The following is a 21,558-nucleotide window of genomic DNA, read 5'->3' as shown; positions in this document are numbered from 1 at the left end:
CCCTATTGTCGTCACATCGAAAGATCGAAGCCTCCGATCTCCCCAAGCATCGAGCGCAGGCGCTCATTCTCGTCTTCAGCTCGCTCGGCACGCGCGCGCTCGTGTTCGAGGTCGCGGCGCACCTGATCAAGCGCATTCTGCATCGCCCTCATCTCCTCCCGAACTCTTTCGCGTCCCTGGTAAACGGCGTTCAGCAAGGCCTCGTGTTCCGCGGTCTGGACTTCGTGCAGCATGAGCGCGCGCTCGGCTTCCAACTCGATCTGCGCATGTCTCTCCATTCGAGACACACGGGCGCGCTGGGGGCCAAAACGCTCATGCCCGAAGAAGTCACTGACAGCATTGTAATACGCGTCCTGGAACTGACGCATCGCCTCGCGATAGGCTTGCTCTTGCAATTTCTTGTCCTTGTCCGCCTGCGCAGCGCTCCGCTTGGCGGCGAGGCCAGGATGGGCGCCAGACCAATTCAAAGTGTTGTTTGGAGCGAGCAAGGGCAAGATAATGAAGTGGAGATGCGGCCGAGCCTCGTCCTCGTGTTCGACGACGGAACGCAACGATACGCCGAATGTCGATTTCAGCCACTTTATGGTTTCGGAGCGCCACAGATAATAGGCATCTTTCGCGACAGGATCGATGTGCAGTTCCTCGACGCTCGCCGGATAACTGGCGACGCCGGCGATAAGGACCGCGCCGTCGCATCGAAGCCTCCGTCCCTTCGCGTCGACCGCTGTGCGAGCGAGCCGTTCGGCTTCATCAAGGAGGGATTCCGGCGCGACGCCGTACAGAATCGTCGGCGGCACGGGCGTCGCGATGTGCCCCACCGCGCCCGCCACTCGACCGGCCTCCGACAGGATGCCGCTTATAGTAGCCCATTTGGGCGCATCGACCCGCGGCGATCTTCCATAGGTCTCGATGTGAATGAATTGTCCGGCCATTGCGTTGCTCCTCCGTGTCGACAGGAGCATCGAGCTGAACGTAGAAAGTTTCAAACGGGAGCGCCATACAGCTAAGGCCATGGTCAGCGCCATTGATATGCTACTGACCGACTAGGATGTCCATTGCCCCTCGTCTCGCCGTCGCCGGATTTAGCGGCGGCCGCCTCGCGAATGTAACGAATAAATCCGCTTGTGAAACGGATTTGTCTGCGGACAAAAACGTTTCAGAGAAGGACAAATCCGTTACATCGTGTTCCGTTCACTGGCATAGGACTGGGGCTCGATGGTCTGCCATGGCGCGTAAATGACGAAGCGCGACTTCATTCATTGATGAGAGACGACTGCGCGCGCAGAGATGCTGGCCTCGATGTGGCGCATGATCGTGGAAGGCTCGGACGGCCGCCAAACCCGGCTCGCGGATTTCGTGGAGCCGGTGACGATGCGCGCCGCCTCGGTGAGAGAATTCGCTACACACGGCCGTGCGACGCGCCAACGATCGCGACGATCGGTGGCAGTCGTGAGGACCCCCTGTCGGACCAGCTCCGCGCGCTGCTTCCGAGCCGACAACGCCAGGCAGGGCGCCTCGGAAGGCGAGACCTCCGTTCCCTGTTCGATCAGGAACCCGTCGTCCGTTCGACGCAGGCGCCCGGCAAGCCCCTCGTAATGCAGAGTGAATTGCTCCCCCGCACGACAGAGCGACCCTGCGTCGTCCTGATCGTCATCGTGACGATGATGTTCTCTGTGAGATGACACGTCGAAGTCCGGCGTGGCCTCTACGTCGCTTCGCGACTGCTCCGGAAAAAGAGGAGACACCTTGGACGAGCCTCGGACGGATTCGGCGTCGTTGGTCAACAAATCGATCCCACGCTGCGCGAGCTCCTGTCGAACGACGCCGATCAGAAAATCCATCGCCGCGTCTCTCGCGGAGTCGAGGCGCCGCAATTTCGGCGCGGCGTCTCGATCGACAGTCGCGGATCGATTTCCCTCGATGATCGCGGTGAGCCTATGTTCCAGCACCTCAGCGCAGGTCTTGTCGAATTGTCCATGCTCGCATGTGACGAGAATTGCGAGATCGTAGGTGTCGAGCCAGGACTCTCGCTTTCCGTCCAGGCGACGTGCGACGTTGAGACCCTCGCCAATCCTGACCGTCGGACGCTCCCCGCCTAAGTTCGAAGGACGATTGAAGAACACGTAGGAGCCGGGCCGCTGCAAGAAATCGGCTACGAGCAATGCGTCGATCTGTGAAGGGGCCCCGATCGTGATCGTTGGCACGAAGATCAGCGGACGTACGATCTGCGTCGAAGACAGAAACCCGCCGATCGAGTGCGATTCTGCGGTGTGGAGCACGGTGTTCTTTTGAAGCGGACGCTGCGGATTGTCGAGCAAGTGGGACATTCTGTATTATTGTATGGTAAATAAAAGGGAGCGTGCCTGTGCCCGAACGGCAAATCTCACCGCAACAACTACGTGCAGCCAGGGCCTGGCTAGAAATTTCGCAAGACGACTTGGCGAAATCGGCCGGCGTCGGCCGTCGAGCGATCGCGGACTATGAACGTGGGGCGCGGCTGCCTCACGATCGAACGCTGGCCCAGCTTCGCCAAACGCTCGAAGAGCACGGTGTGAGGTTTTTGTTCGAAAACTCCCGGGCGATCGGCATTGTCGACAGTCGTGGGCTCGAGAACTCATGAGAACTCGTGACGCGCCGATATCGGCGTGCCGCTTTGCCTTGCCTATCCGCGTTGTCGACACGCGCTCGCCGTTTGATAGCCGGTCCAGTGTCGGGCCATCGTCGACGTCACGACATCACGACGTCTCAACAATAAGACGCATGATAGCCGTCCGAGGAACTTAACCGTTCGAGCAGGGGGAAGGCGCAAAGCACACACCGATCTGGCGAGCTATCCGTCCGGGACCTCGACCGCGCCGCCTGTGGTCAACATCGATTGAAGTTTTCTCTCGCAACCACAATAATCGCGCCGGATGATGCGAACTATGTGGATCGACTTGCGCGGCAGGCGTAGGGTCATATGCGATGCGGGGAGCAATTCGTCGAAACGAAAGTTAACGCTAGCTTCGCTTTTTTCGGCGACGCCGAAGCCGCAGCTCAGCACGCAGCAACCGCCCGAAAATGCTTGAGTTGCGCATGTCGAAGACTGCTTTGTCGGAATCGATGTCGTGGCCAGGGGCGGTACACAAACGAGGCCTTTCCGCCACTCGTAATGTCGAGCCGCCTCGCTTCGGTACGTAATGACGTCGTGACATCACGGTGCCATTTCGTCTCTCGCTCGCGCTCTTTGACCCAATGAGAGGGTTCCGCGAAGGGCGGCTTTTCGCGAACGTGGAAGTGAGACGAAGCTTCACAGCCAAGTCGGCGTTATGACCGAGGCAAAGCTGGACGGCTCGGGTCGGACAAAGATCGTCGCGGCGGTGAGCGGCGCCGCCGGAACCACGAAGTTAAGACGAGGACAGAGGCTGTGATCGCGGAGACGCACATGGCTGACGTTGATGCGGCCAAGTCGCGAATTTCATGCATTGCGATGTCATGACATCACGACACCGTCGAACAGCGGGACCGATCATCGCTTCTTGGGCCGTCGCCCAGGTTTGACGCGGTGCTTCCACAGGGCTTCGAAGTCCAAGTCTCTATAGATCGACCAGTCGATGGATTTCGACAGGGGCGCCGACGAGAGGGTGACCAATTCTCGAGGACGCAGTCCTTTCGAGCCGTAATTGTCATGGATATCGAGCAGTTCGTGGCCGACTTGTATGCGAATCGTACGCGCCGGGATTTGCAAGTCCCGGCACTCGTCGATCCGAAGATCGCGCAACGCATGGAATGTCTTGACTCTTTTCCTGTCGATCTCGCCGCGGTCGAACAGAGCCGTCGTCCTCTTTTGAGCGGCGTCGCCGGGGTCCTTGATCCTGCCGCTGTGCAGCTCCTCGAAGATATACCCTTCACCTTTCTGCTTGAGAAAATCGATCAGACCGATTTCCTCCACGAAATTATGCAGCACAAAGTAACTCAAGGACTCGTCGGTTTTCAGCGGCGCATGTTTCCATTCACCATCTTCGAACACGACAGGGCGCGGAATTGCGATCCAGACCCCATAGTATTTCCAGATATCTTCACGCCGGAGATAGGCGAGCAGGGAGAGCCGACGCCCGGTGAGATAACCGAGCAGAGGTAGGAAAGCCCCGACAAAATTTCCCGTTTCGATTCCTGCGCGGAAAAGGCGGTTGAGCATGAGGTCGTCAGGCAGCAGCTTCACCTTCGGGGGCGGCACGTATTTGGGGACCTTGATGCGCGCATCCGAGAGCTCGTATCGAGCTTTGACGCTCACGCAACCCGCTCGAATTATCGTCTTAACCCGGCCGAGATAGTTGTTGACGAGGGTATTGCGTGCGATGCCGACCCCGCCGGTCTCCTTGGCCGCGGCGATATAATCCAAGACCTTGCTGACGTCGTAATCAGCGTCGGTTTTCGAGAAATTGGGCGGCAGTCTGCTGACCTCGTTCACGAAAAACTGAAGGTCGTCTTGCGTGTACTCGGTGACCGGCCTATCGCCACAAAGCCTTATGAATATCTCCGTGCGGTGACGAAGGTATTGAATTTCTTTATCCCCTTCGCCCTTGGCTGCGGCAATGCCAGCGCAATAGGCTTTCGACGCTTCGCTGAACAAAGGGCCGACCTTCGGCGCGATGGATTTCGCGAGATTCTCGAGCAGCGACCTGCTGGCCTGCTGTTCCACGCGCATCTCGGCGAGCTGAGCCTCCAGGGTGCGGTCCGAAGACGGCGGCGGCAGCCCGAGATGGGCGCGGCCGGTCGCCTCGTCGGCGATGACCCGCTGATAATAATTTTCGAGCCGGTCCCCGTCCGCGGCGACCAGAGCGCTGCCGGCGTCCCGGTCGACGCCGAGCGCGAGAAGTCCGCCGAGTCCCGCCTCGACCATCGCCCGCGCGACGTCGAGATCGGCCGTCTCGTTGCAGGCGACTGCGTCCAGGCCGCGCAGCAGAGACGCCATGATGTCGCGCGGAACGAGGCCGTTGGGGGAGACGATCGAATCGAAAAAATCCATTTTACGGCCACGCGAGAGGGCGAACAGAAACTCGGCCGCGCCGGCGAGGCGCCGCGCCCTGCGGCGCGCCTCGCGAATCGGCACGTCCCCGAGTGTGACGCGAATCGGAGCAAGGGACGAATCCGGATAGAGGTCGCGGGGCAGTCGGATCTGGAAGACGAATGATTCGCCGCGCCGGGTGAGACCGCGGTCGCGAATGGGGCGCTGGCGCATGATTACAAACCCGATTACAATCGGGTCGCGCGCCGCGGCGGGATTCCAGCTTTTCCGGGGGATCAGAAACTGGCGGAGGGGGCGGGATTCGAACCCGCGATACGGTTTCCCGTATACACACTTTCCAGGCGTGCGCCTTCAACCACTCGGCCACCCCTCCGCAAACCCTGGCCGGCTCAGATTCGGCGCTGGATCGGCGCGCACTATATTCACAAGCCGCCAGAGTGCAAATCATTCCGTAACGCGTCCACACTCTAGGCGCCGCTCGACGCCCCGTAGCGCCCCGCCGTGGACAGACGGCCCCGCTCATTCTATTCATGAGCCCCCGCATCGGGCTCGAAAACCGTCATGCTGAGATTGCTCATCCGTTTTCTCGGTCTCATCCTCCTGGCCGGTGGATTCGCGGCCCTGATCGTCGATGGCACGCGCTCGCTCGCCGGCGACGGGCTCCATGTCACGCCGCTGAGCGAGGGCGCCGCCGATCTTCTGCCGGCTCAGATGAAGGCCTTTCGTATCGCCATCGAGCAGAAAGCCCCGCAAATCTGGGGCTCGGTTATCTTCACTTTGCTGCTCGCGCCGCTGAGCCTCACGCTCACCGGCCTCGGCGGCCTGCTCATTGCATTGAGCCGCAAGCGCCGCCGGCCGATCGACTATCCCTTGCGCTGACCGCCCCCTTTCGCCGCCGGCGCCCTGGGGCCATATCGGGGGTCTCGGCGCTCGGACCCGTTTGCGATCCAATGAGATCCGAAGCGAGTCCGGCTTTCCATTCGGAGCGAATTCGGATCGCTCCAGAGCGTTTCCGGCCGAAGTGGACACAGGTTCGGCGTTGGAAACGTGTCAAAGACTCTCGCGAAAGGTCGACCGATATGAGCGATCACTTCGTCAATCACCATCCGATCCACGGCCCCTTCCCGCCGGGGCTGGAACAGGCCGTCTTCGGGCTCGGATGTTTCTGGGGCGCGGAGCGGCGCTTCTGGAAGCTCGGCGAGAGCGTCTATACGACCGCTGTCGGCTATGCCGGCGGGACCACGGAAAACCCCACTTACAAGGACGTCTGCACCGGCCGCACCTTCCATGCGGAAGTGGTGCTCGTCGTCTTCGATCCGGCGAAAATCTCCTTCGAGGAGCTGCTTCGCGTCTTCTGGGAGAGCCACGACCCGACCCAGGGCAACCGGCAGGGCAATGATATCGGCACACAATATCGCTCGGCGATCTTCTGCTATTCCGACGAACAGCTGCGGCTCGCCGAGGCTTCCAAGCGCGCCTATGGCGAGGCGCTCGCGGCGCGGGGCTTCGGGCCGATCACGACGCAGATCGCGCCGGCCCCGCACTTCTATTACGCCGAGGACTACCACCAGCAATATCTGGCCAAGAATCCGGACGGCTATTGCGGGCTCGGCGGCACCGGCGTCGCCTGCCCCGTCGGGCTCGGCGTCGATCCGGGCGCGAATCCAGGCTGAATTCAATTCATCTATTTCGCCTTCAACACTTCGCGGCACTCGGCGGGGAGCTTGGACATGGTCATGGGCGGCCAGGTCTTGGTCGATTTCTTCGGATGCAGCGCCTCGTCGGTGAACCACCAGGCCAGGGATGAATCGCAGCCGTCGCCCGGCGGCACGGGGTCCTGATCCTTGCATCCCTCCGCGCCGCGCGGGCAGTAGAGCCTGATGTGAAAATGATAATTGTGCCCGAACATGGGGCGCACCTTGGCGAGCCAGGAGCGGTCGCCCGTCGCCTGCCGGCACAGCGCCCTTTTGATGGCGGCGTTGACGAAGATGCGCTGCACCTCCGGCGCCCGCGCCGCCGTGCGCAGAACCGCGAGATGGCCCTCGGTCCACACGCTCGGATCGATATCGAGCCGATCCTCGCGCACCATATCGGTGGCCGACATCTCCTCCCGCTCGGCGCGGGACAATTCCCGCTGCGGCATCGGCGTGAGCCATATGTCGGCGTCCAGGCCGATCTGATGCGAGGCGTGGCCGGTGAGCATGGGGCCGCCGCGCGGCTGTGAAATATCGCCGATGAGCAGGCCCGGCCAGCCGGAGGCCTGCGACGCCGCAGGCGCGAGGCGCTTTAAAAAGGCGATGAGCGACGGATAGCCCCAGAAGCGATTGCGCGACAACCGCATGATCTGCCAATTCGGCCCGTCGACCGGCAGCGGCTCGGCGCCAGCGAGACAGCCGTGCGAGTAGAAGCCGATCGGATCGGGATCGAGCGGGGCGGGGCTGGTCGCGCGGCCGAAAAGCTCCTTGGCCGGCGTCGACGGATCATCGGGATGGGTGAGCGGCGGCAAGGGCCTGGGGTCCAGCGTCCCCTTGTCCTGCGCGAAAGCCGGGGCGATCGCGGCGAGCCAGAGCGCGAATGCGGCCGATCTCAAAGGGATCATGTCTGCGGCCTTCGTGGCGTTGCGAGTGACGGCGAGCGAGAATCGGACAGATTCTGGTCGCTTTTCGGTCTTTTCGCCAGTCCGCGCGGCAAGGAGAAGAAGAGGTGATTCGATTCGCCTCGTTTTTCCGCTTTCATGTCAACCTTACCGTCGGATATAGATTGCCCCTACGTAGGAGACAGGATTTATGTCGCTCTAACTGTGCGGCGTGTGTCTCGTGTTCGCGGGGAGTGTTTGTGATGCGTTGTTTCAAAGCCCTCGTGCTCGTTCTCGCTGCGATGATCGCATCGATCGGAGCGGCGCAGGCGACCGTGCAAATCCATATCGATCTCTCGACCCAGAGAATGCAGGTCGAGTCCTCCAAGGGCTCCTATAGCTGGCCGGTCTCGACGGCCCGCGCGGGCTATGTGACGCCGCGCGGCACATATTCGCCCACCGGCCTGCAGAAAATGCACTATTCGCGCAAATATCACATGTCGCCCATGCCGCATTCGATCTTCTTCAACGGCGGCTATGCGATCCATGGCACTTATGCGACTGGCGCGCTGGGCCGTCCGGCCTCGCATGGCTGCGTGCGCATCTCGCCGGCCAATGCGGCGACGCTCTACAAGCTGGTGCAGGAAGAGGGCGCGCATATCTCGATCACCGGCTCGTCGCCCACGCGCTATGCGGCGCATAAGTCGCATCGGCCCAATGTCGCCAGCCTGCATGGGTCGCATCGCGCCCATGCGCTCGCCTATGCGCCGGGCCACCGCTATCGCTCCGTCACCAGCGTGAAGAGCTGGCAATCGGCGCCGATGACGAGCCCCTTCGGCAATTGACCGAAGCCGGAACGCACGGCGCGTCTCCGGAGAGTCAATGTCAAGGCGTCCCGCGCTCGCTTCAGCCGGCGGAGACGCTGGACGGCTGGGTCGCGAATTCGGCGATGACCCAGTCCTTCAGCGCGGCGACCGCCGGTCGGTCGTCCGCGCCGAGCGGATGGACGAAGTCATATTGCAACCCGTCGAGCACGGGGCCGAAGGGCTGCACCAGCGCCCCGGCGTCGAGCTCCGCGGCGACGAGCGTCAGGCTCGCCAGCGCCACGCCCTGTCCGGCGATGGCGGCGCGGATGGCGCTCTCCTCATCCGCGGCGATGACGCCGGCCTCCGGGTCGAAGCTCTTGGCGCCGCGCTCATCCGCCCAGCGGCGCCAGCTCGGCAGGCGCGGCCCATTGGCGTGCGGGCCCCATTCGCGATGGATGAGCACCGTTCCGGCGAGATGCTTGGGACGGCGTATGTCGAGGCGCGGGCTGCAGACCGGCGCGTAACGATCGGTGAAGAGCGGCGTCGCCACCTGGCCGGAATAATGGCCGGCGCCGCAACGGATCGCGGCGTCCGCCTCGCCGGCGCGCAGATCGGCGGGGCGGTCGGAGGCGTGCAGCCGCAAGTCCCAGCCGGGATTGCGGCCCCGGAAGGATTCGGCGCGCGGGGCCAGCGCGCGTGAGGTGAAGGCGACCGTGGCGGAGAGCGTCGCAGCCTGCTTGCGATTTGGCGTCCGGCGCAGGCGAGCGATGGACTCCGCCATGGAATCGAATGCGACGCGCAGATCGAGATAGAGCGCCAGCCCGTCCGGCGTCAGCGCGATCTCACGCGCCTTGCGCGTGAACAGCCGCATGCCGACCTCCGTCTCGAGGCTCTTGATCTGATGGCTGATCGCCGTCGGCGTCACGCCGAGCTCGGCCGCTGCGAGCTTGAAGCTCTCCCGCCGTGCGGCCGCCTCGAACGCGCGCAAGGACACAAGCGAGGGCAGAGCCCGCATCGCCGCCTCCTATGGATGAGAATTATTCATCTCATGGAGCCGATCGGGCGGTATGTCAAAAGCTTTGCCGTAAGATGATGAATGAATTCAGCTCATCTATCGGGAAGGGCGCTCCCTTCTCCCGCTCGGCGGGAGAAGGTGGCCCGGCGCAGCCGGGTCGGATGAGGGCCCGTCGCAGCCTTCGCGCCATTCCGGATCGCGCAGCAGTCCTTCGAGCCCTCATCCGACCCTCGCTGACGCGAGGGCTGCCTTCTCCCACGAGTGGGAGAAGGAGAGAACGTCGAGATGCCGCCTTTTCAGCCGGCGAGCTGGCGCAGCACGTAAGGCAAGATGCCGCCATTCTTGAAATATTCGAGCTCGTCGAGCGTGTCGATGCGCGCCAGCAGCGGGACGCTCGTCACCTTGCCGTCCGCATAGACGATCTCGGCGTGCAGCGTCTGGCGCGGCGTCAGCGTGTCGCCGGCGAGGCCGCGAATCGTCACCTTCTCCGCTCCGGTGAGGCCGAGCGAGGCCCAGCTCGTCCCCGCCTCGAAGGTCAAAGGCAGAATGCCCATGCCGACGAGATTGGAGCGGTGGATGCGCTCGAAGCTCTGCGCGATGACGGCGCGCACGCCGAGCAGCATCGTGCCCTTGGCCGCCCAGTCGCGCGAGGAGCCATTGCCATATTCCGCCCCGGCGAAAACGACCAGCGGCGCGCTCTCCTCGGCATATTTGGCGGCGGCGTCATAGATGGAGAGCGTCTCGCCATCGGGGAAATGCTTGGTGGCGCCCCCCTCCGGCGTATTGCCCGCCTCATCACGCAGAATATGGTTCTTGATGCGGATATTGGCGAATGTGCCGCGCATCATCACCTCGTGATTGCCGCGGCGCGTGCCATATTGGTTGAAATCCGCCGGCGCGACCTGACGCTCGGTGAGCCAGCGTCCCGCGGGCGAGGCGGCTTTGATCGAGCCCGCCGGCGAGATGTGGTCGGTGGTGATCTTGTCGCCGAACAGCGCCAGAATGCGCGCGTCGACAATGTCCTGAATGGGCTTGGGCTCTTTGGTCAGCCCCTCGAAATAGGGCGGATTGCGCACATAGGTGGAGCCGCCCGACCATTTGTAGGTCTCGCCCGAGGGGGCGTCGACCTTGCGCCAATGCTTGTCGCCCTCGAACACATCCTCGTAAGTGTCGCGGAACAGCGAGCGCGTGACATTCTTGCGGATATATTTCTGAATGTCGGCGTTGCTCGGCCAGATGTCGCGCAGGAAGACCGGCTCGCCCTTCTTGTCATGGCCGAGCGGCTCCTTGGTCAGATCCTTGGCGACCGAGCCGGCGAGGGCAAAAGCAACGACGAGCGGCGGCGAGGCGAGATAATTCGCCTGCACGTCGGGATTGACGCGGCCCTCGAAATTGCGATTGCCGGACAGCACCGCCGCCGCGACAATGTCATGGTCGTTGATCGCCTTGGAGACGGCGGGCGGCAGCGGGCCGGAATTGCCGATGCAGGTCGTGCAGCCGAAGCCCACGAGATTGAAGCCGAGCTTGTCCAAGTCCTTCTGCAAGCCGGCCTTGTCGAGATATTCGGCGACGACGCGGCTTCCCGGCGCGAGCGAGGTCTTCACCCAGGGCTTCACCTTGAGGCCGCGATCGACGGCGTTGGCGGCGAGCAGGCCGGCACCGATCAGCACGCTGGGGTTAGAGGTGTTGGTGCATGACGTGATGGCGGCGATGACGACGTCGCCATGGCCGAGATCGTAATTCGCGTCCTCCACCGAGAAGCGCTGCGTCACATCGCCCGGCTTCTTATATTCGCTCGCGAGCGCGGCGGCGAAAGCCGTTCCCACATCCTCGAGCGCGACGCGGCCCTCTGGGCGCTTCGGTCCGGCGAGGGACGGAACGACGGTCGACAGATCGAGCGAGATGGTGTCGGTGAATTCGGGATCCGGCGTGTCGGCCTCGCGGAAGAGGCCCTGCGCCTTGGCGTAGGCCTCGACGAGATCGATGCGCGAATTGGAGCGGCCGGACATTTTCAAATAGTCGAGCGTCTCGGCGTCGACGGGGAAGAAGCCGCAGGTCGCGCCATATTCCGGCGCCATATTGGCGATGGTCGCGCGATCGGCGAGCGAGAGATGCTCGAGCCCCTTGCCGTAGAATTCGACGAATTTGCCGACGACGCCCTTTTTGCGCAGCATTTGCGTGACGGTGAGCACGATATCGGTGGCGGTGACGCCCTCTTTCGGCTCGGCCGTCAGCTCGAAGCCGACGACCTCGGGAATGAGCATGGATAGTGGCTGGCCGAGCATGGCGGCCTCCGCTTCGATACCGCCGACGCCCCAGCCGAGCACGGCGAGGCCGTTCACCATGGTCGTATGCGAATCGGTGCCGACCAGAGTGTCGGGATAGGCGTATTCGATCGTCTCCTTCTTACCGTCGGCGTTGCGGGTCTTCTCCTTTTTCGTCCAGACGGTCTGGGCGAGATATTCGAGATTGACCTGATGGCAAATGCCAGTGCCGGGCGGCACGACGCGGAAATTGTCGAAGGAGGATTGACCCCATTTCAGGAAGCGATAGCGCTCGCCATTGCGCTCATATTCGAGCTCGACATTGGCGTCGAGCGCTTTCTTCGTGCCGAATTCGTCGACGATGACGGAATGATCGATGACGAGATCGACGGGGACCAGAGGATTGATCTTCTGCGGATCGCCGCCGAGCGCGACAAAAGCGTCGCGCATCGCCGCGAGATCGACGACGGCCGGCACGCCGGTGAAGTCCTGCATCAGCACGCGCGCGGGGCGGAAGGCGATCTCACGCTCGGCCTTGCCCTTCTCGGTCAGCCATTTGGCGAAGCCTTCGATATGCTCCTTGGTGACGGAGCGGCCGTCCTCGTGGCGCAGCAGATTCTCCAGCAGCACGCGAAGGGAATAGGGCAGGCGCGACACGCCCTCGAGGCCATTGGCCTCCGCCGCCTTCAGCGAGAAGAAATGATAGGAATCGTCTCCGACCTCGAGCGTCTCGAGGGCTTTGAAACTGTCGAGCGATGGCATTGTCGCGCTTCCTTCGCTGGTGGGGTCAGATAAAGAATATGGACGCCGGTCGTTGCATCATTGCGAACGAGGCGAAGCAATCCAGAGCCATGGGGAAGGCTCTGGATTGCTTCGTCGCTCCGCTCCTCGCAATGACCGCGTCGCGCCCGCGGCAAATCCTTCTAGAGAATTTCAGGCCGGCGAGCAAAGACGAAGCGGGGACGCGACGTCGCGCCCCCGCCGAAAATGCGGGGCTCAGCCCGCCTTCATCGCCTCGGGCTTGGTCTTGCCGCGCTTGACCATCAATTTGTTGAGCGCCGCCACATAGGCGCGCGCCGAAGCGACCAGCGTGTCCGGATCGGCGCCGCGGCCCGTAACGGATTTGCCATTCTCCGAGAGGCGCACGGAGACTTCCGCTTGAGCATCCGTGCCTTCCGTTACGGCATGGACCTGGAACAATTCGAGCGCCGCCTCATGCGGGGCGAGCGCCTTTATGGCGTTGAAGATCGCGTCGACGGGACCATTGCCGGTCGCCTGATGCGTCTTCTTCTCGCCATCTATGTCCAGCGTCAGCGCCGCCGTCTGCGGTCCGCCCGTGCCGGCGATGACGGTGAGCGCCGCGACCTTTATATGGTCGTTGGCGGTCACGATCTCGTCGTCGACCAGAGCGACGATGTCCTCGTCATAGACGAGCTTCTTGCGATCGGCCAAATCCTTGAAGCGCTTGAAGGCGTCCTCCAGCGCATTCTCGCCCAGCTCATAGCCCAGCTCTTTGAGCTTCTCCTTGAAAGCGTGGCGGCCGGAATGCTTGCCCATGACCAGCGAGGTCTTGGACACGCCGACGCTCTCCGGCGTCATGATTTCGTACGTATGCGCGTTCTTGAGCATGCCGTCCTGATGGATGCCGCTCTCATGCGCGAAGGCGTTCCGGCCGACGATGGCCTTATTATATTGCACCGGGAAGGAGGTCACGGCGGACACGAGCTTCGACGCGCGCGTCAGCAGCTTGGCGTCTATATTGGTGTGATAGGGCAGCGCGTCGGGACGCGTGCGCATCGCCATCACTACCTCTTCCAGCGCGGCGTTGCCGGCGCGCTCGCCTATGCCGTTGATGGTGCATTCGATCTGCCGCGCGCCGCCGCGCACGCCGGCCAGCGAATTGGCGACGGCGAGGCCGAGATCGTCATGGCAATGGACCGAGAAGATCGCCTTGTCGGCGTTCGGCACGCGCTCGCGCACCATGCGGAACAGCGCCTCATATTCCTGCGGCGTGGAATAGCCGACCGTATCGGGGATGTTGATCGTCGTCGCGCCGGCGTCGATCGCCGTCTCCACGCAGCGGCACAGGAAATCATGCTCGGTGCGCGTGCCGTCCTCGGCCGACCATTCGACGTCCGCGACATGATTTCGCGCGCGAGACACGGAGGAGGCGATCATCTCCAATACTTTTTCCGGCTCCATCTGGAGCTTGTATCTCATATGGACCGGAGAGGTCGAGATGAAGGTATGGATGCGCGGATTGCGGGCGTGGCGCAGCGCCTCGGCGCAGCGGTCGATATCCTTGGCGGCGGCGCGGGCGAGGCCGGCGATGGTCGCGTTCTTCACGCGCTTGGCGATCTCCAGCACCGAGTCGAAATCGCCCTGGCTGGCGACGGGAAAGCCGGCCTCGATAATGTCGACGCCCAGTTCGTCCAATATGTCGGCGACCTCGAGCTTCTCCTCGAAGTTCATGGAGGCGCCGGGCGATTGTTCGCCGTCGCGCAGAGTGGTGTCGAAAATGACGACGCGATCGGCGTTGGATGCGTCAGAGGTCTTGTCGGTCATGATGTTTCGTCCTGAACTGCTGGGCCCGTCGCGCGGGCGCTCTCGTTTCGTCTCTCGTCGCAGTCCCCTGAATGCCTGGGCCGGATGGCCCTGGGGGCGTTCAGGGGCGACTAAGAAGCAGCAGGCTCGAAAGCAGACGCGCGGCCTCATGCGCCGAGGAGCGCGCCGCGTCATTCGTGATGGAGGCCCTTGCCGCCAAATCCAACATCCTCGGTCTCATCGGCGCTTTGCCGATCCGCCCGCGAAAATACGCGCCTTCGCCTCTGGTTGCAAGCATGAGGACGCATGAAGGCCCGTCGGACCGTCAGCCCGCCAGCCGCGCCAGCGCCTCGGCGAGAGCGCGAGTCTGCGTCCAATCCAGAAATATATCCGGGCAGCCGGGAGCCTTCACGGCGACGCCATCGTCCTGGGCGAAGGCCTCGAACTCGTGATCGCTGGCGATCGGGCTCATGAAAATCTGCTTTTCGGCGCTCGCGCCATTGGCGACGGCCGCCAGCGCGCGGGAGAGAATGCCGGCCTCGTTCGGGGTCAGCCGGCGCGCCGGCTGCTCGCCCACCCGAATCGTCACCAATGCGCCAAAATGCCTATGCTCGACGGCGGCGACTTCGACGATTTGCGACATTGCGAGGCTCCTTTGCCCGAGCCGTTCCCTGTCCGATACGGCTATATTTTTTCAACGTGTTGATTTTGCTAGAGTCGATCATTTTTTTGCGGCGCAGCGAACAAGGCACGATCCTTGAATCCTATAGGCCGCGGGGCGAGCTCCGCCGAGTTGGTCTCGTGAGGGGACCGACAATCAAAATCCATACCTTCCCCGCTGTTTGAAGAGCGGCGGAGCGGGAGACGAGATGAGTTCCGACGACCGCGACACGATGCCGACGGATATTCGCGGCTATCATCGGCGCACTAAACATGCGCCGAACCGCTATGCGATGGGTCCGGGCTTTCTCGATTGGACGTCGCAGCCCGCGCCCTTTCGCCTGTTCGAGGGCGTGACGCAGACGCCGTTGCCGCTCATCGACGAAACCCCGGCCTTCCCCGGGCCGGCGGCGCAGCCGGCCGCGCTCGATCTTCGGGCGCTGGGGCTGTTCCTGGAGCTCGCCTTCGGCATCAGCGCCTGGAAGAGCTATGAGGGCTCGACCTGGGCGCTGCGCAACAATCCCTCCTCCGGCAATCTGCATCCGACCGAATCCTATGTGCTGCTCGACGCGGTCGCGGGCCTCGCGGGCGCCGCCGCTCTCTATCATTATGCGCCGCTGCTGCATGCGCTCGAGGAGCGGGCGGTCTATACGGCCGAGCGCGTGCTGCCCAAGGGCGGCTTTCTGCTGGCGCTTTCCTCGGTTCCCTGGCGCGAGGCCTGGAAATATGGCGAGCGCGCCTATCGCTATTGCCAGCTCGACGCCGGCCATGCAATCGGCGCCGTCGCCCAGGCTGCGGCCGCGCTCGGCTGGCGCGCGCAGGCGCTGGCCGAGCCCTCCGACGGCGAGATCGCCGCGCTCGTCGGCCTCGATCGCGAGGACGCCTGGCACAGGCGCGAGCCCGAGCACCCCGATCTGCTAATGTGGATCGCGACCGAGCCGGGGCCGGCGACGCCGCTCGACCTTTTCGCGCTGATCGACGCGCCGCGGGAGTTCCACGGGCAAGCCAATCGGCTGAGCGAGGATCACGACGGCTGGCCGATCATCGATCTCGCCGGGCAATTCTGCCGCAAGCCGCGCCAGCCGAGGCCCCAGGCGCCGACGCGCGCGCAATGGCCGGCGCCGGCGATAGACGGCGTCTCGATCGGCGCCGCCGTGCGCAAGCGCCGCAGCGCGCAGAAGATGGACGGAACCACCTCCATCTCGCGCCAGGCCTTCGCCGCGCTCATCGCCTCGACTCTGCCGAGCGAATCCACGCTGCTCTCCGCCTTCCCCTGGGGCGCGGCGATCACGCTCATTCTCTTCGTGCATCGCGTCGATGGCCTGGAGCCCGGCCTCTATGCGCTGCAACGCGACAGCGATGTCGCCGCGCGGCTGCGCGAAGCCGCGCGCAAGGATTTCGAATGGGCGCTCGTCGATCTCGATGGGCTGCCGCTCTATCGGCTCTATGCGGGCTCCGTCGAAAAAGAGGCGACGAAGCTCGCCTGTCTGCAGCCCATTTCCGGCAAGGGCTGCTTCAGCGTCGCGATGATCGCCGATTTCGATCGCGGGCTCGTGGTGGACGGCGCCTTCGCCTATCGCCGCCTGCATTTCGAGGCCGGGCTCATCGGCCAGGCGCTCTATCTCTGGGCGACCGCGGTCGGCGTCGCCGGGACCGGCATAGGCTGCTTCTTCGACGACACGGTCCATGAGCTCCTGGGCCTGCCGCTGGGCGACACGCAATTCCAGGACGTCTACCACTTCACCGTCGGTGCGCCTGTCGAGGACACGCGCATTCTGACGCTTCCCCCCTATCCCGATGACAGGCGAGAGCGGCGATGAATATTCAAATCGAACGCCAATATGTCGAAGCGCTGATGGAGCGTTTTCCGGCCCGCGCCGGACTCGCCGAGCAATTGCGCTTCGGCGACAGGGTCGAAATCGACTTCGTCCATCTCTCCGACGACGAATTGACCTTCCTCGAGGACGCCTATCGCGCGGCGGGTCCGGACATGCGGGCGCGGGCCGCGCAGCTCGCGACGCTGCGCGACGCGCTGAAGGCGGGCGGCAAGCGCTTCGAGCCCAATGAGCTCGAGCAAGTGCTCCCGGCGATGGTGCGCTATTTGACCGCCAACGCCATTCGCGGCTGGCTGTTCACGGCGAGCGTCGCCTCCAAGCCGCTGCCCTATGTCATCACGCGCTTCGACTATGTGCCGGCGTCGAACGACGAAGCCGGCAAGGTGATGATCGAATTGAAATCCAACGCCAAGGGCGTGCTGACCACCACCGCCATTCGCATCATGGCGGCGGAGGTCGCCGGGCGCACCATCAACGAGATCCTCGCCGCCAAAGGCTTTTTGCGCGAGACGCCGGAGCTGATCGAGGCTTTCGACGCGGCGACCGATACCTATTTCGACTGGCGCGGCCGCTATGGTCAGCAGTTCACGGGCCGCGGCACGGGCTTTCACGCGGAGGACCCCAACGCCTCGCATCGCGACATGGACTGGTCGCGCAAGGATGTCGTCGTGCTGTCGACGAGCGGCGGCGACGCCCGCCTCGTCAATGACGAAGCCATATTGGCGGCCCGCAGCCTGACGCTGGAATCACCCGGCGACGTGCTCGGCCATTTCATCCGCAAAGCGTCCAAGAGCAATCGCTTCAATGTCGAGGACGAGCTCGCGGAATTGCAGCAGCACATCCCCGAGGGGCTGTTCAAGCGCGTTCCCGTGCATCCTTACATTCTGATGTTCCATCTCGATCTGCATCACCATGTGTGGGTGCATGTCGACGAGATGGCGCTCTATCAATACAAGCCGGCGCTGAAGCAGAAGCTCGTGCTGCCGCCCGAGCAGACCGACCTCATCGACATTCTGACCGCCGAGATGGACATGCTGATGGACGATATCGTCGCCGGCAAGTCGGGCGGCACCACAGTGCTCTGCGCCGGCCCGCCCGGCGTCGGCAAGACGCTGACGGCCGAGGTCTATTCGGAGATCATCCAGCGCCCGCTCTATCGCGTGCATTCCGGCCAGCTCGGCCTCAATGTCGCGACGATGGAGACGGCGCTGAAGGAAATCCTCACCCGCGCGCAACGCTGGGGCGCGGTGATGCTGATCGACGAGGCCGACGTCTATATCAAGCGGCGCGACGACAATATCGCCATGAACGCCGTCGTCGGCGTGTTCCTGCGCGTGCTCGAATATTTCAACGGCCTGCTGTTCCTGACGACCAATCGCGTCGACGACATAGACGAGGCGATCGTGTCGCGCTGCATCGCGCTCATCAAATATAATCCGCCGGACGATGACGCGAAGCGGCGCATCTGGCGGGTGATGGCGGATCAGTTCGAGCTGAAGCTCGCCGACGCGCTGATCGACGATCTCGTCTCCGTATTCCCTCGCGCCACCGGCCGCGACATCAAGGGCCTCGCCAAGCTGACGGCGAAATTCTGCCATCAGAAGAAGGTGCCGCCCGATCTCGGCGTGTTCCAGCGCTGCGCGATCTTCCGCGGGCTGGATGTCGTGCGCGTGGAGGAGTTGAAGACCGCGGCGGAGTGAAGCGCTCCGATCGGCGGCGCGTGAAGCCTCCCTCGTGCTTCGAGACGCCCCGCTCTGCGGGGCTCCTCAGCATGAGGGAGGCTTCAGCCGTTTTTATCGGCGGCGACGCATTCGTGCAGCGCTCTCCGGGCGCACGCCAATCGAACAGCACAAATCCCCCTCATGCTGAGGAGGTCGCGAAGCGACCGTCTCGAAGCACGAGGGCTCCAGAACGCGGCGCATGATGGCCCCTTACGCTTCAAAAAAGAAAACGCCCGCTCTCGATGAAGAGAGCGGGCGCTGAATTTCGAACGAGGGGGAACAGCGTCCCTCGTCGTCTTACTTCTTCGGCGCTTCCTCGCGGGCCTTGAGGGCCGCGCCGAGAATGTCGCCGAGCGAGGCGCCCGAATCGGCGGAGCCGTATTGGGCGATCGCCTCCTTCTCCTCGGCCATTTCCAGCGCCTTGATCGAAACGGCGACCTTGCGCGCCTTGCGGTCGAAGAGGGTGATGCGAACGTCCACCTTCTCGCCGACGGCGAAACGCTCCGGACGCTGGTCGGCGCGATCGCGCGCCAGCTCGTTGCGCTTGATGAAGGTGGTGAGGTCGGTCCCCAGGATCTTCACCTCGAGGCCGGCTTCCTTCACCTCGAGCACCTCGGTCGTCACGACAGCGCCCTTCTTCACCTCGCCCCCCGCGCCTTCTTCGGCGACCGAGGCGAAAGGATCATTGGCGAGCTGCTTCACCCCAAGCGAGATGCGCTCCTTCTCTATGTCGACGTCGAGCACCTGAGCGGTGATGACGTCGCCCTTCTTATACTCTTCGATGACCTGCTCGCCGGGGCGGTTCCAGTCGAGATCGGAGAGATGGACCATGCCGTCCACATCGCCGTCGAGACCGATGAACAAGCCGAACTCGGTCTTGTTCTTGACCTCGCCGCTGACGGTCGAGCCCTGCGGATGCTTCTCGGCGAAGGCCTCCCACGGATTCTGCAGCGTCTGCTTGAGGCCGAGCGAGATGCGGCGCTTGACCGGATCGACCTCGAGCACCTGAACGTCGACTTCCTGGCTCGTCGAGACGATCTTGCCGGGATGCACGTTCTTCTTCGTCCAGGACATTTCCGAGACGTGGACGAGGCCCTCGATCCCGGGCTCCAGCTCCACGAAGGCGCCGTAGTCGGTGATGTTGGTCACGCGGCCATGGAACTTCGCGCCGATCGGATATTTGGCTTCGATGCCCTGCCACGGATCCTCGAGCAGCTGCTTCATGCCCAGCGAGATGCGATGCGTCTCGTGATTGATCTTGATGATCTTCACGCGCACGGTCTGGCCGATGGACAGAACCTCGCTCGGATGATTGACGCGGCGCCAGGCCACATCGGTGACATGCAGCAGCCCGTCTATGCCGCCGAGATCGACGAAGGCGCCGTAATCGGTGATGTTCTTGACGACGCCCTCGATGACCTGACCCTCTTCGAGGTTGGCCACGATCTCGTGACGCTGCTCGGCGCGGCTCTCCTCGAGCACGGTGCGGCGCGACACGACGATATTGCCGCGGCGGCGATCCATCTTCAGAATATGGAACGGCTGCGGAACATTGAGCAGCGGGCCGACGTCGCGGATCGGACGAATGTCCACCTGCGAACGCGGCAGGAAGGCCACGGCGCCGTCGAGATCGACGGTGAAGCCGCCCTTGACCTGATTGAAGATGACGCCTTCGACCTTCTCATTGTTCTCGAAGGCCTTCTCGAGCTTGACCCAGCTCTCCTCGCGGCGCGCCTTGTCGCGCGAGATGACGGCTTCGCCGAGCGCATTCTCGATGCGCTCGAGATAGACCTCGACCTCTTCGCCCACTTTCGGGGCCGGGTCGCGGCCGAAGCCGGTGAATTCCTTGAGGGCGACGCGCCCTTCGGTCTTGAGGCCCACATCGATGACGGCGACGTCCTTCTCGATGGCGACCACGCGGCCCTTGATGACGGAACCCTCGAAAGCTTCGTTCTCTCCGTAGCTTTCTTCGAGCAGGGCGGCAAAATCCTCGCGCGACGGGGTGCGCTCAGTAGCAGCTGACATGAGTTCTCCTGGAATGCCCTCTTCGGGCGTGGCGCCGGCTTGAGGTTTGCGTTACGGATCGGGCGTCTTCGATCGGAGGTCTCCTCCCGCCGCGCGAGCGTGGCTATGGAGGAAACGAGCGTTCTGTCGAGAGAACTGGCCGGCGCGGCCCGATCGAAAATGCCCGGGTTTTCAAAACGGGAAGGCTGGAAGGGAAACCCCGCCAGCCATCCACCGATTTATTTAGCAAGTCGAACCGTTCGGAGCAAGCGCTTCAGCGTGCGCCGCCCGGCAGCTTCGACAAATCGAAATGATAGTTCACGCCAACGCGGACCGTGTGGAAATCCGAGCCGCCACGCGCGGCCCCGGGGTCGCGACCGCCGCCTTTTCCGAGATCGGTGAAGAGATATTCCGTCTTGACCGACCAGCGCGGCGCAAAGGCCCATTCCACGCCGCCGCCCGCGGTCCAGCCTTCGCGGACGTCTCCGCTCGTCTCGCCATAGGCGAAGCCGCCGGTTCCATAGAAGAGAACGCGGGAATCGAAGCCGGTGACGCCGGCGCGCCCGCGGACGGTCCCGAACCAGGGGAGCGTCCGCGCGCCTCCCGGCGGGCGCAGGCCGAGAGGGTCCGCGCCGCCGCGGCCGCTGAGGCTCGTTCCCTGGATGTCGGTCTCGAGGCCGACGACGAAGAGCGGGCCGATGCGATGATTATAGCCGACGAGGCCGCCGCCGGAGACGCCGATGTCCGACTTGCCGGAGGCGAGCGAGCCGGCGCCGATGTCGAGACCCGCATAGACGCCGCTCCAGGCGAAGGCCGGCGGCGTCGGGGGCAGATCGAAGGCGGTTTTGCGAGACGGCAGATCCGCCGCCAAGGCCGCGCCGGAGGAGAAAACTGCGGCCAGAGCCAGAGCCCTATTGTCATGCTTCATGAAAAAATCCTCGTTTCGACGCCCCCGCTTTGGCTTCGTCGATCAGGATTTCTTTCGTTTGTCCGGCAGGTTGGAAATATTTCCGGCTCGCGGCGAAGTCGCGCCGAATTTCCGACGGATCGGCGACGGTCGAACTCGAACGCGGCTATTGTGGACAAAATGCGCTCGCGCTAGAAAAGCGTCGTCGCTCCCCAATGG

16 protein-coding genes and 1 tRNA gene are annotated in these 21,558 nt (G+C 63.5%); 6 read left to right on the top strand and 11 right to left on the bottom strand.

The annotated features are described in order from the left end of the window. Positions 1 to 11: 11 nt before the first annotated feature. Together AC6IY7_RS08230 and AC6IY7_RS08225 are read right to left on the bottom strand one after the other, a co-directional pair. The gene (locus AC6IY7_RS08230) at positions 12 to 932 is read right to left on the bottom strand and encodes a plasmid recombination protein (protein ID WP_497782569.1); all 921 of its coding nucleotides are present in this window, start codon (positions 930 to 932) and stop codon (positions 12 to 14) included. Between the two features lie 324 nt (positions 933 to 1,256). After that, a complete protein-coding gene (locus AC6IY7_RS08225; RefSeq protein WP_497782568.1) occupies positions 1,257 to 2,318 on the bottom strand; it encodes a DUF4357 domain-containing protein in 1,062 nt (353 codons plus the stop codon). A 41-nt stretch (positions 2,319 to 2,359) separates the two neighbouring features. Between AC6IY7_RS08225 and AC6IY7_RS08220 the strand changes: the two genes are divergently transcribed. After that, complete coding sequence (locus AC6IY7_RS08220; RefSeq protein ID WP_497782567.1) at positions 2,360 to 2,620, top strand: helix-turn-helix domain-containing protein; 261 nt, start codon at positions 2,360 to 2,362, stop codon at positions 2,618 to 2,620. An 888-nt stretch (positions 2,621 to 3,508) separates the two neighbouring features. Here AC6IY7_RS08220 and AC6IY7_RS08215 read toward each other — a convergent pair. Next, the gene (locus AC6IY7_RS08215; protein WP_497782566.1) at positions 3,509 to 5,221 is read right to left on the bottom strand and encodes a site-specific integrase; all 1,713 of its coding nucleotides are present in this window, start codon (positions 5,219 to 5,221) and stop codon (positions 3,509 to 3,511) included. Positions 5,222 to 5,291: 70 nt separating this feature from the next. After that, a tRNA-Ser gene (locus tag AC6IY7_RS08210) sits at positions 5,292 to 5,381 on the bottom strand. A gap of 188 nt (positions 5,382 to 5,569) precedes the next feature. Between AC6IY7_RS08210 and AC6IY7_RS08205 the strand changes: the two genes are divergently transcribed. Next, positions 5,570 to 5,887, top strand: a complete 318-nt coding sequence (locus tag AC6IY7_RS08205) for a hypothetical protein (protein ID WP_497782565.1) — start codon at positions 5,570 to 5,572, stop codon at positions 5,885 to 5,887. A gap of 200 nt (positions 5,888 to 6,087) precedes the next feature. After that, entirely contained in the window at positions 6,088 to 6,681 is a 594-nt protein-coding gene (gene msrA, locus AC6IY7_RS08200) for a peptide-methionine (S)-S-oxide reductase MsrA (protein WP_497782564.1), read from the top strand. An 11-nt stretch (positions 6,682 to 6,692) separates the two neighbouring features. On the opposite strand, the gene mepA is transcribed toward msrA, so the two are convergent. Then, positions 6,693 to 7,607 (bottom strand): penicillin-insensitive murein endopeptidase, encoded by a 915-nt coding sequence (mepA, locus tag AC6IY7_RS08195; protein ID WP_497782563.1) that lies wholly within the window; start codon positions 7,605 to 7,607, stop codon positions 6,693 to 6,695. A gap of 239 nt (positions 7,608 to 7,846) precedes the next feature. Here mepA and AC6IY7_RS08190 point away from each other — a divergent pair, with 239 nt between their 5' ends. Then, complete coding sequence (locus AC6IY7_RS08190) at positions 7,847 to 8,428, top strand: L,D-transpeptidase (RefSeq protein ID WP_497782562.1); 582 nt, start codon at positions 7,847 to 7,849, stop codon at positions 8,426 to 8,428. A gap of 61 nt (positions 8,429 to 8,489) precedes the next feature. Here the strand turns inward: AC6IY7_RS08190 and AC6IY7_RS08185 are convergent, their stop codons facing one another. From AC6IY7_RS08185 to AC6IY7_RS08170, 4 genes are all read right to left on the bottom strand, one after another. Beyond that, positions 8,490 to 9,404, bottom strand: coding sequence for a LysR substrate-binding domain-containing protein (locus tag AC6IY7_RS08185; protein WP_497782561.1), 915 nt, complete (start codon positions 9,402 to 9,404; stop codon positions 8,490 to 8,492). Between the two features lie 296 nt (positions 9,405 to 9,700). Further along, the gene (gene acnA, locus AC6IY7_RS08180) at positions 9,701 to 12,430 is read right to left on the bottom strand and encodes an aconitate hydratase AcnA (protein ID WP_497782560.1); all 2,730 of its coding nucleotides are present in this window, start codon (positions 12,428 to 12,430) and stop codon (positions 9,701 to 9,703) included. 234 nt (positions 12,431 to 12,664) lie between these two features. After that, entirely contained in the window at positions 12,665 to 14,233 is a 1,569-nt protein-coding gene (locus AC6IY7_RS08175; RefSeq protein ID WP_497782559.1) for a 2-isopropylmalate synthase, read from the bottom strand. 304 nt (positions 14,234 to 14,537) lie between these two features. Further along, positions 14,538 to 14,855: a hypothetical protein gene (locus tag AC6IY7_RS08170; protein ID WP_497782558.1), complete on the bottom strand. Its 318-nt coding sequence runs from the start codon at positions 14,853 to 14,855 to the stop codon at positions 14,538 to 14,540. A gap of 226 nt (positions 14,856 to 15,081) precedes the next feature. Between AC6IY7_RS08170 and AC6IY7_RS08165 the strand changes: the two genes are divergently transcribed. Both AC6IY7_RS08165 and AC6IY7_RS08160 read left to right on the top strand, forming a co-directional pair. Next, positions 15,082 to 16,692 (top strand): SagB/ThcOx family dehydrogenase, encoded by a 1,611-nt coding sequence (locus AC6IY7_RS08165; RefSeq protein ID WP_497782557.1) that lies wholly within the window; start codon positions 15,082 to 15,084, stop codon positions 16,690 to 16,692. Beyond that, positions 16,689 to 18,407: an AAA family ATPase gene (locus tag AC6IY7_RS08160; RefSeq protein ID WP_497782556.1), complete on the top strand. Its 1,719-nt coding sequence runs from the start codon at positions 16,689 to 16,691 to the stop codon at positions 18,405 to 18,407. Before AC6IY7_RS08165 ends, AC6IY7_RS08160 begins: the two co-directional genes overlap by 4 nt. A gap of 318 nt (positions 18,408 to 18,725) precedes the next feature. Here AC6IY7_RS08160 and rpsA read toward each other — a convergent pair whose 3' ends face one another. Further along, on the bottom strand, positions 18,726 to 20,453 hold the full coding sequence (rpsA, locus tag AC6IY7_RS08155; RefSeq protein ID WP_497782555.1) for a 30S ribosomal protein S1: 1,728 nt from the start codon (positions 20,451 to 20,453) through the stop codon (positions 18,726 to 18,728). A 253-nt stretch (positions 20,454 to 20,706) separates the two neighbouring features. After that, positions 20,707 to 21,360 (bottom strand): outer membrane protein, encoded by a 654-nt coding sequence (locus AC6IY7_RS08150; RefSeq protein ID WP_497782554.1) that lies wholly within the window; start codon positions 21,358 to 21,360, stop codon positions 20,707 to 20,709. Positions 21,361 to 21,558: the final 198 nt, after the last annotated feature.

The sequence above is a fragment of the Methylosinus sp. is20ea genome, from assembly GCF_059718135.1.
Note: the sequence above shows the minus strand (reverse complement) of the source record. Positions and strands in the feature narration are given on the sequence as shown.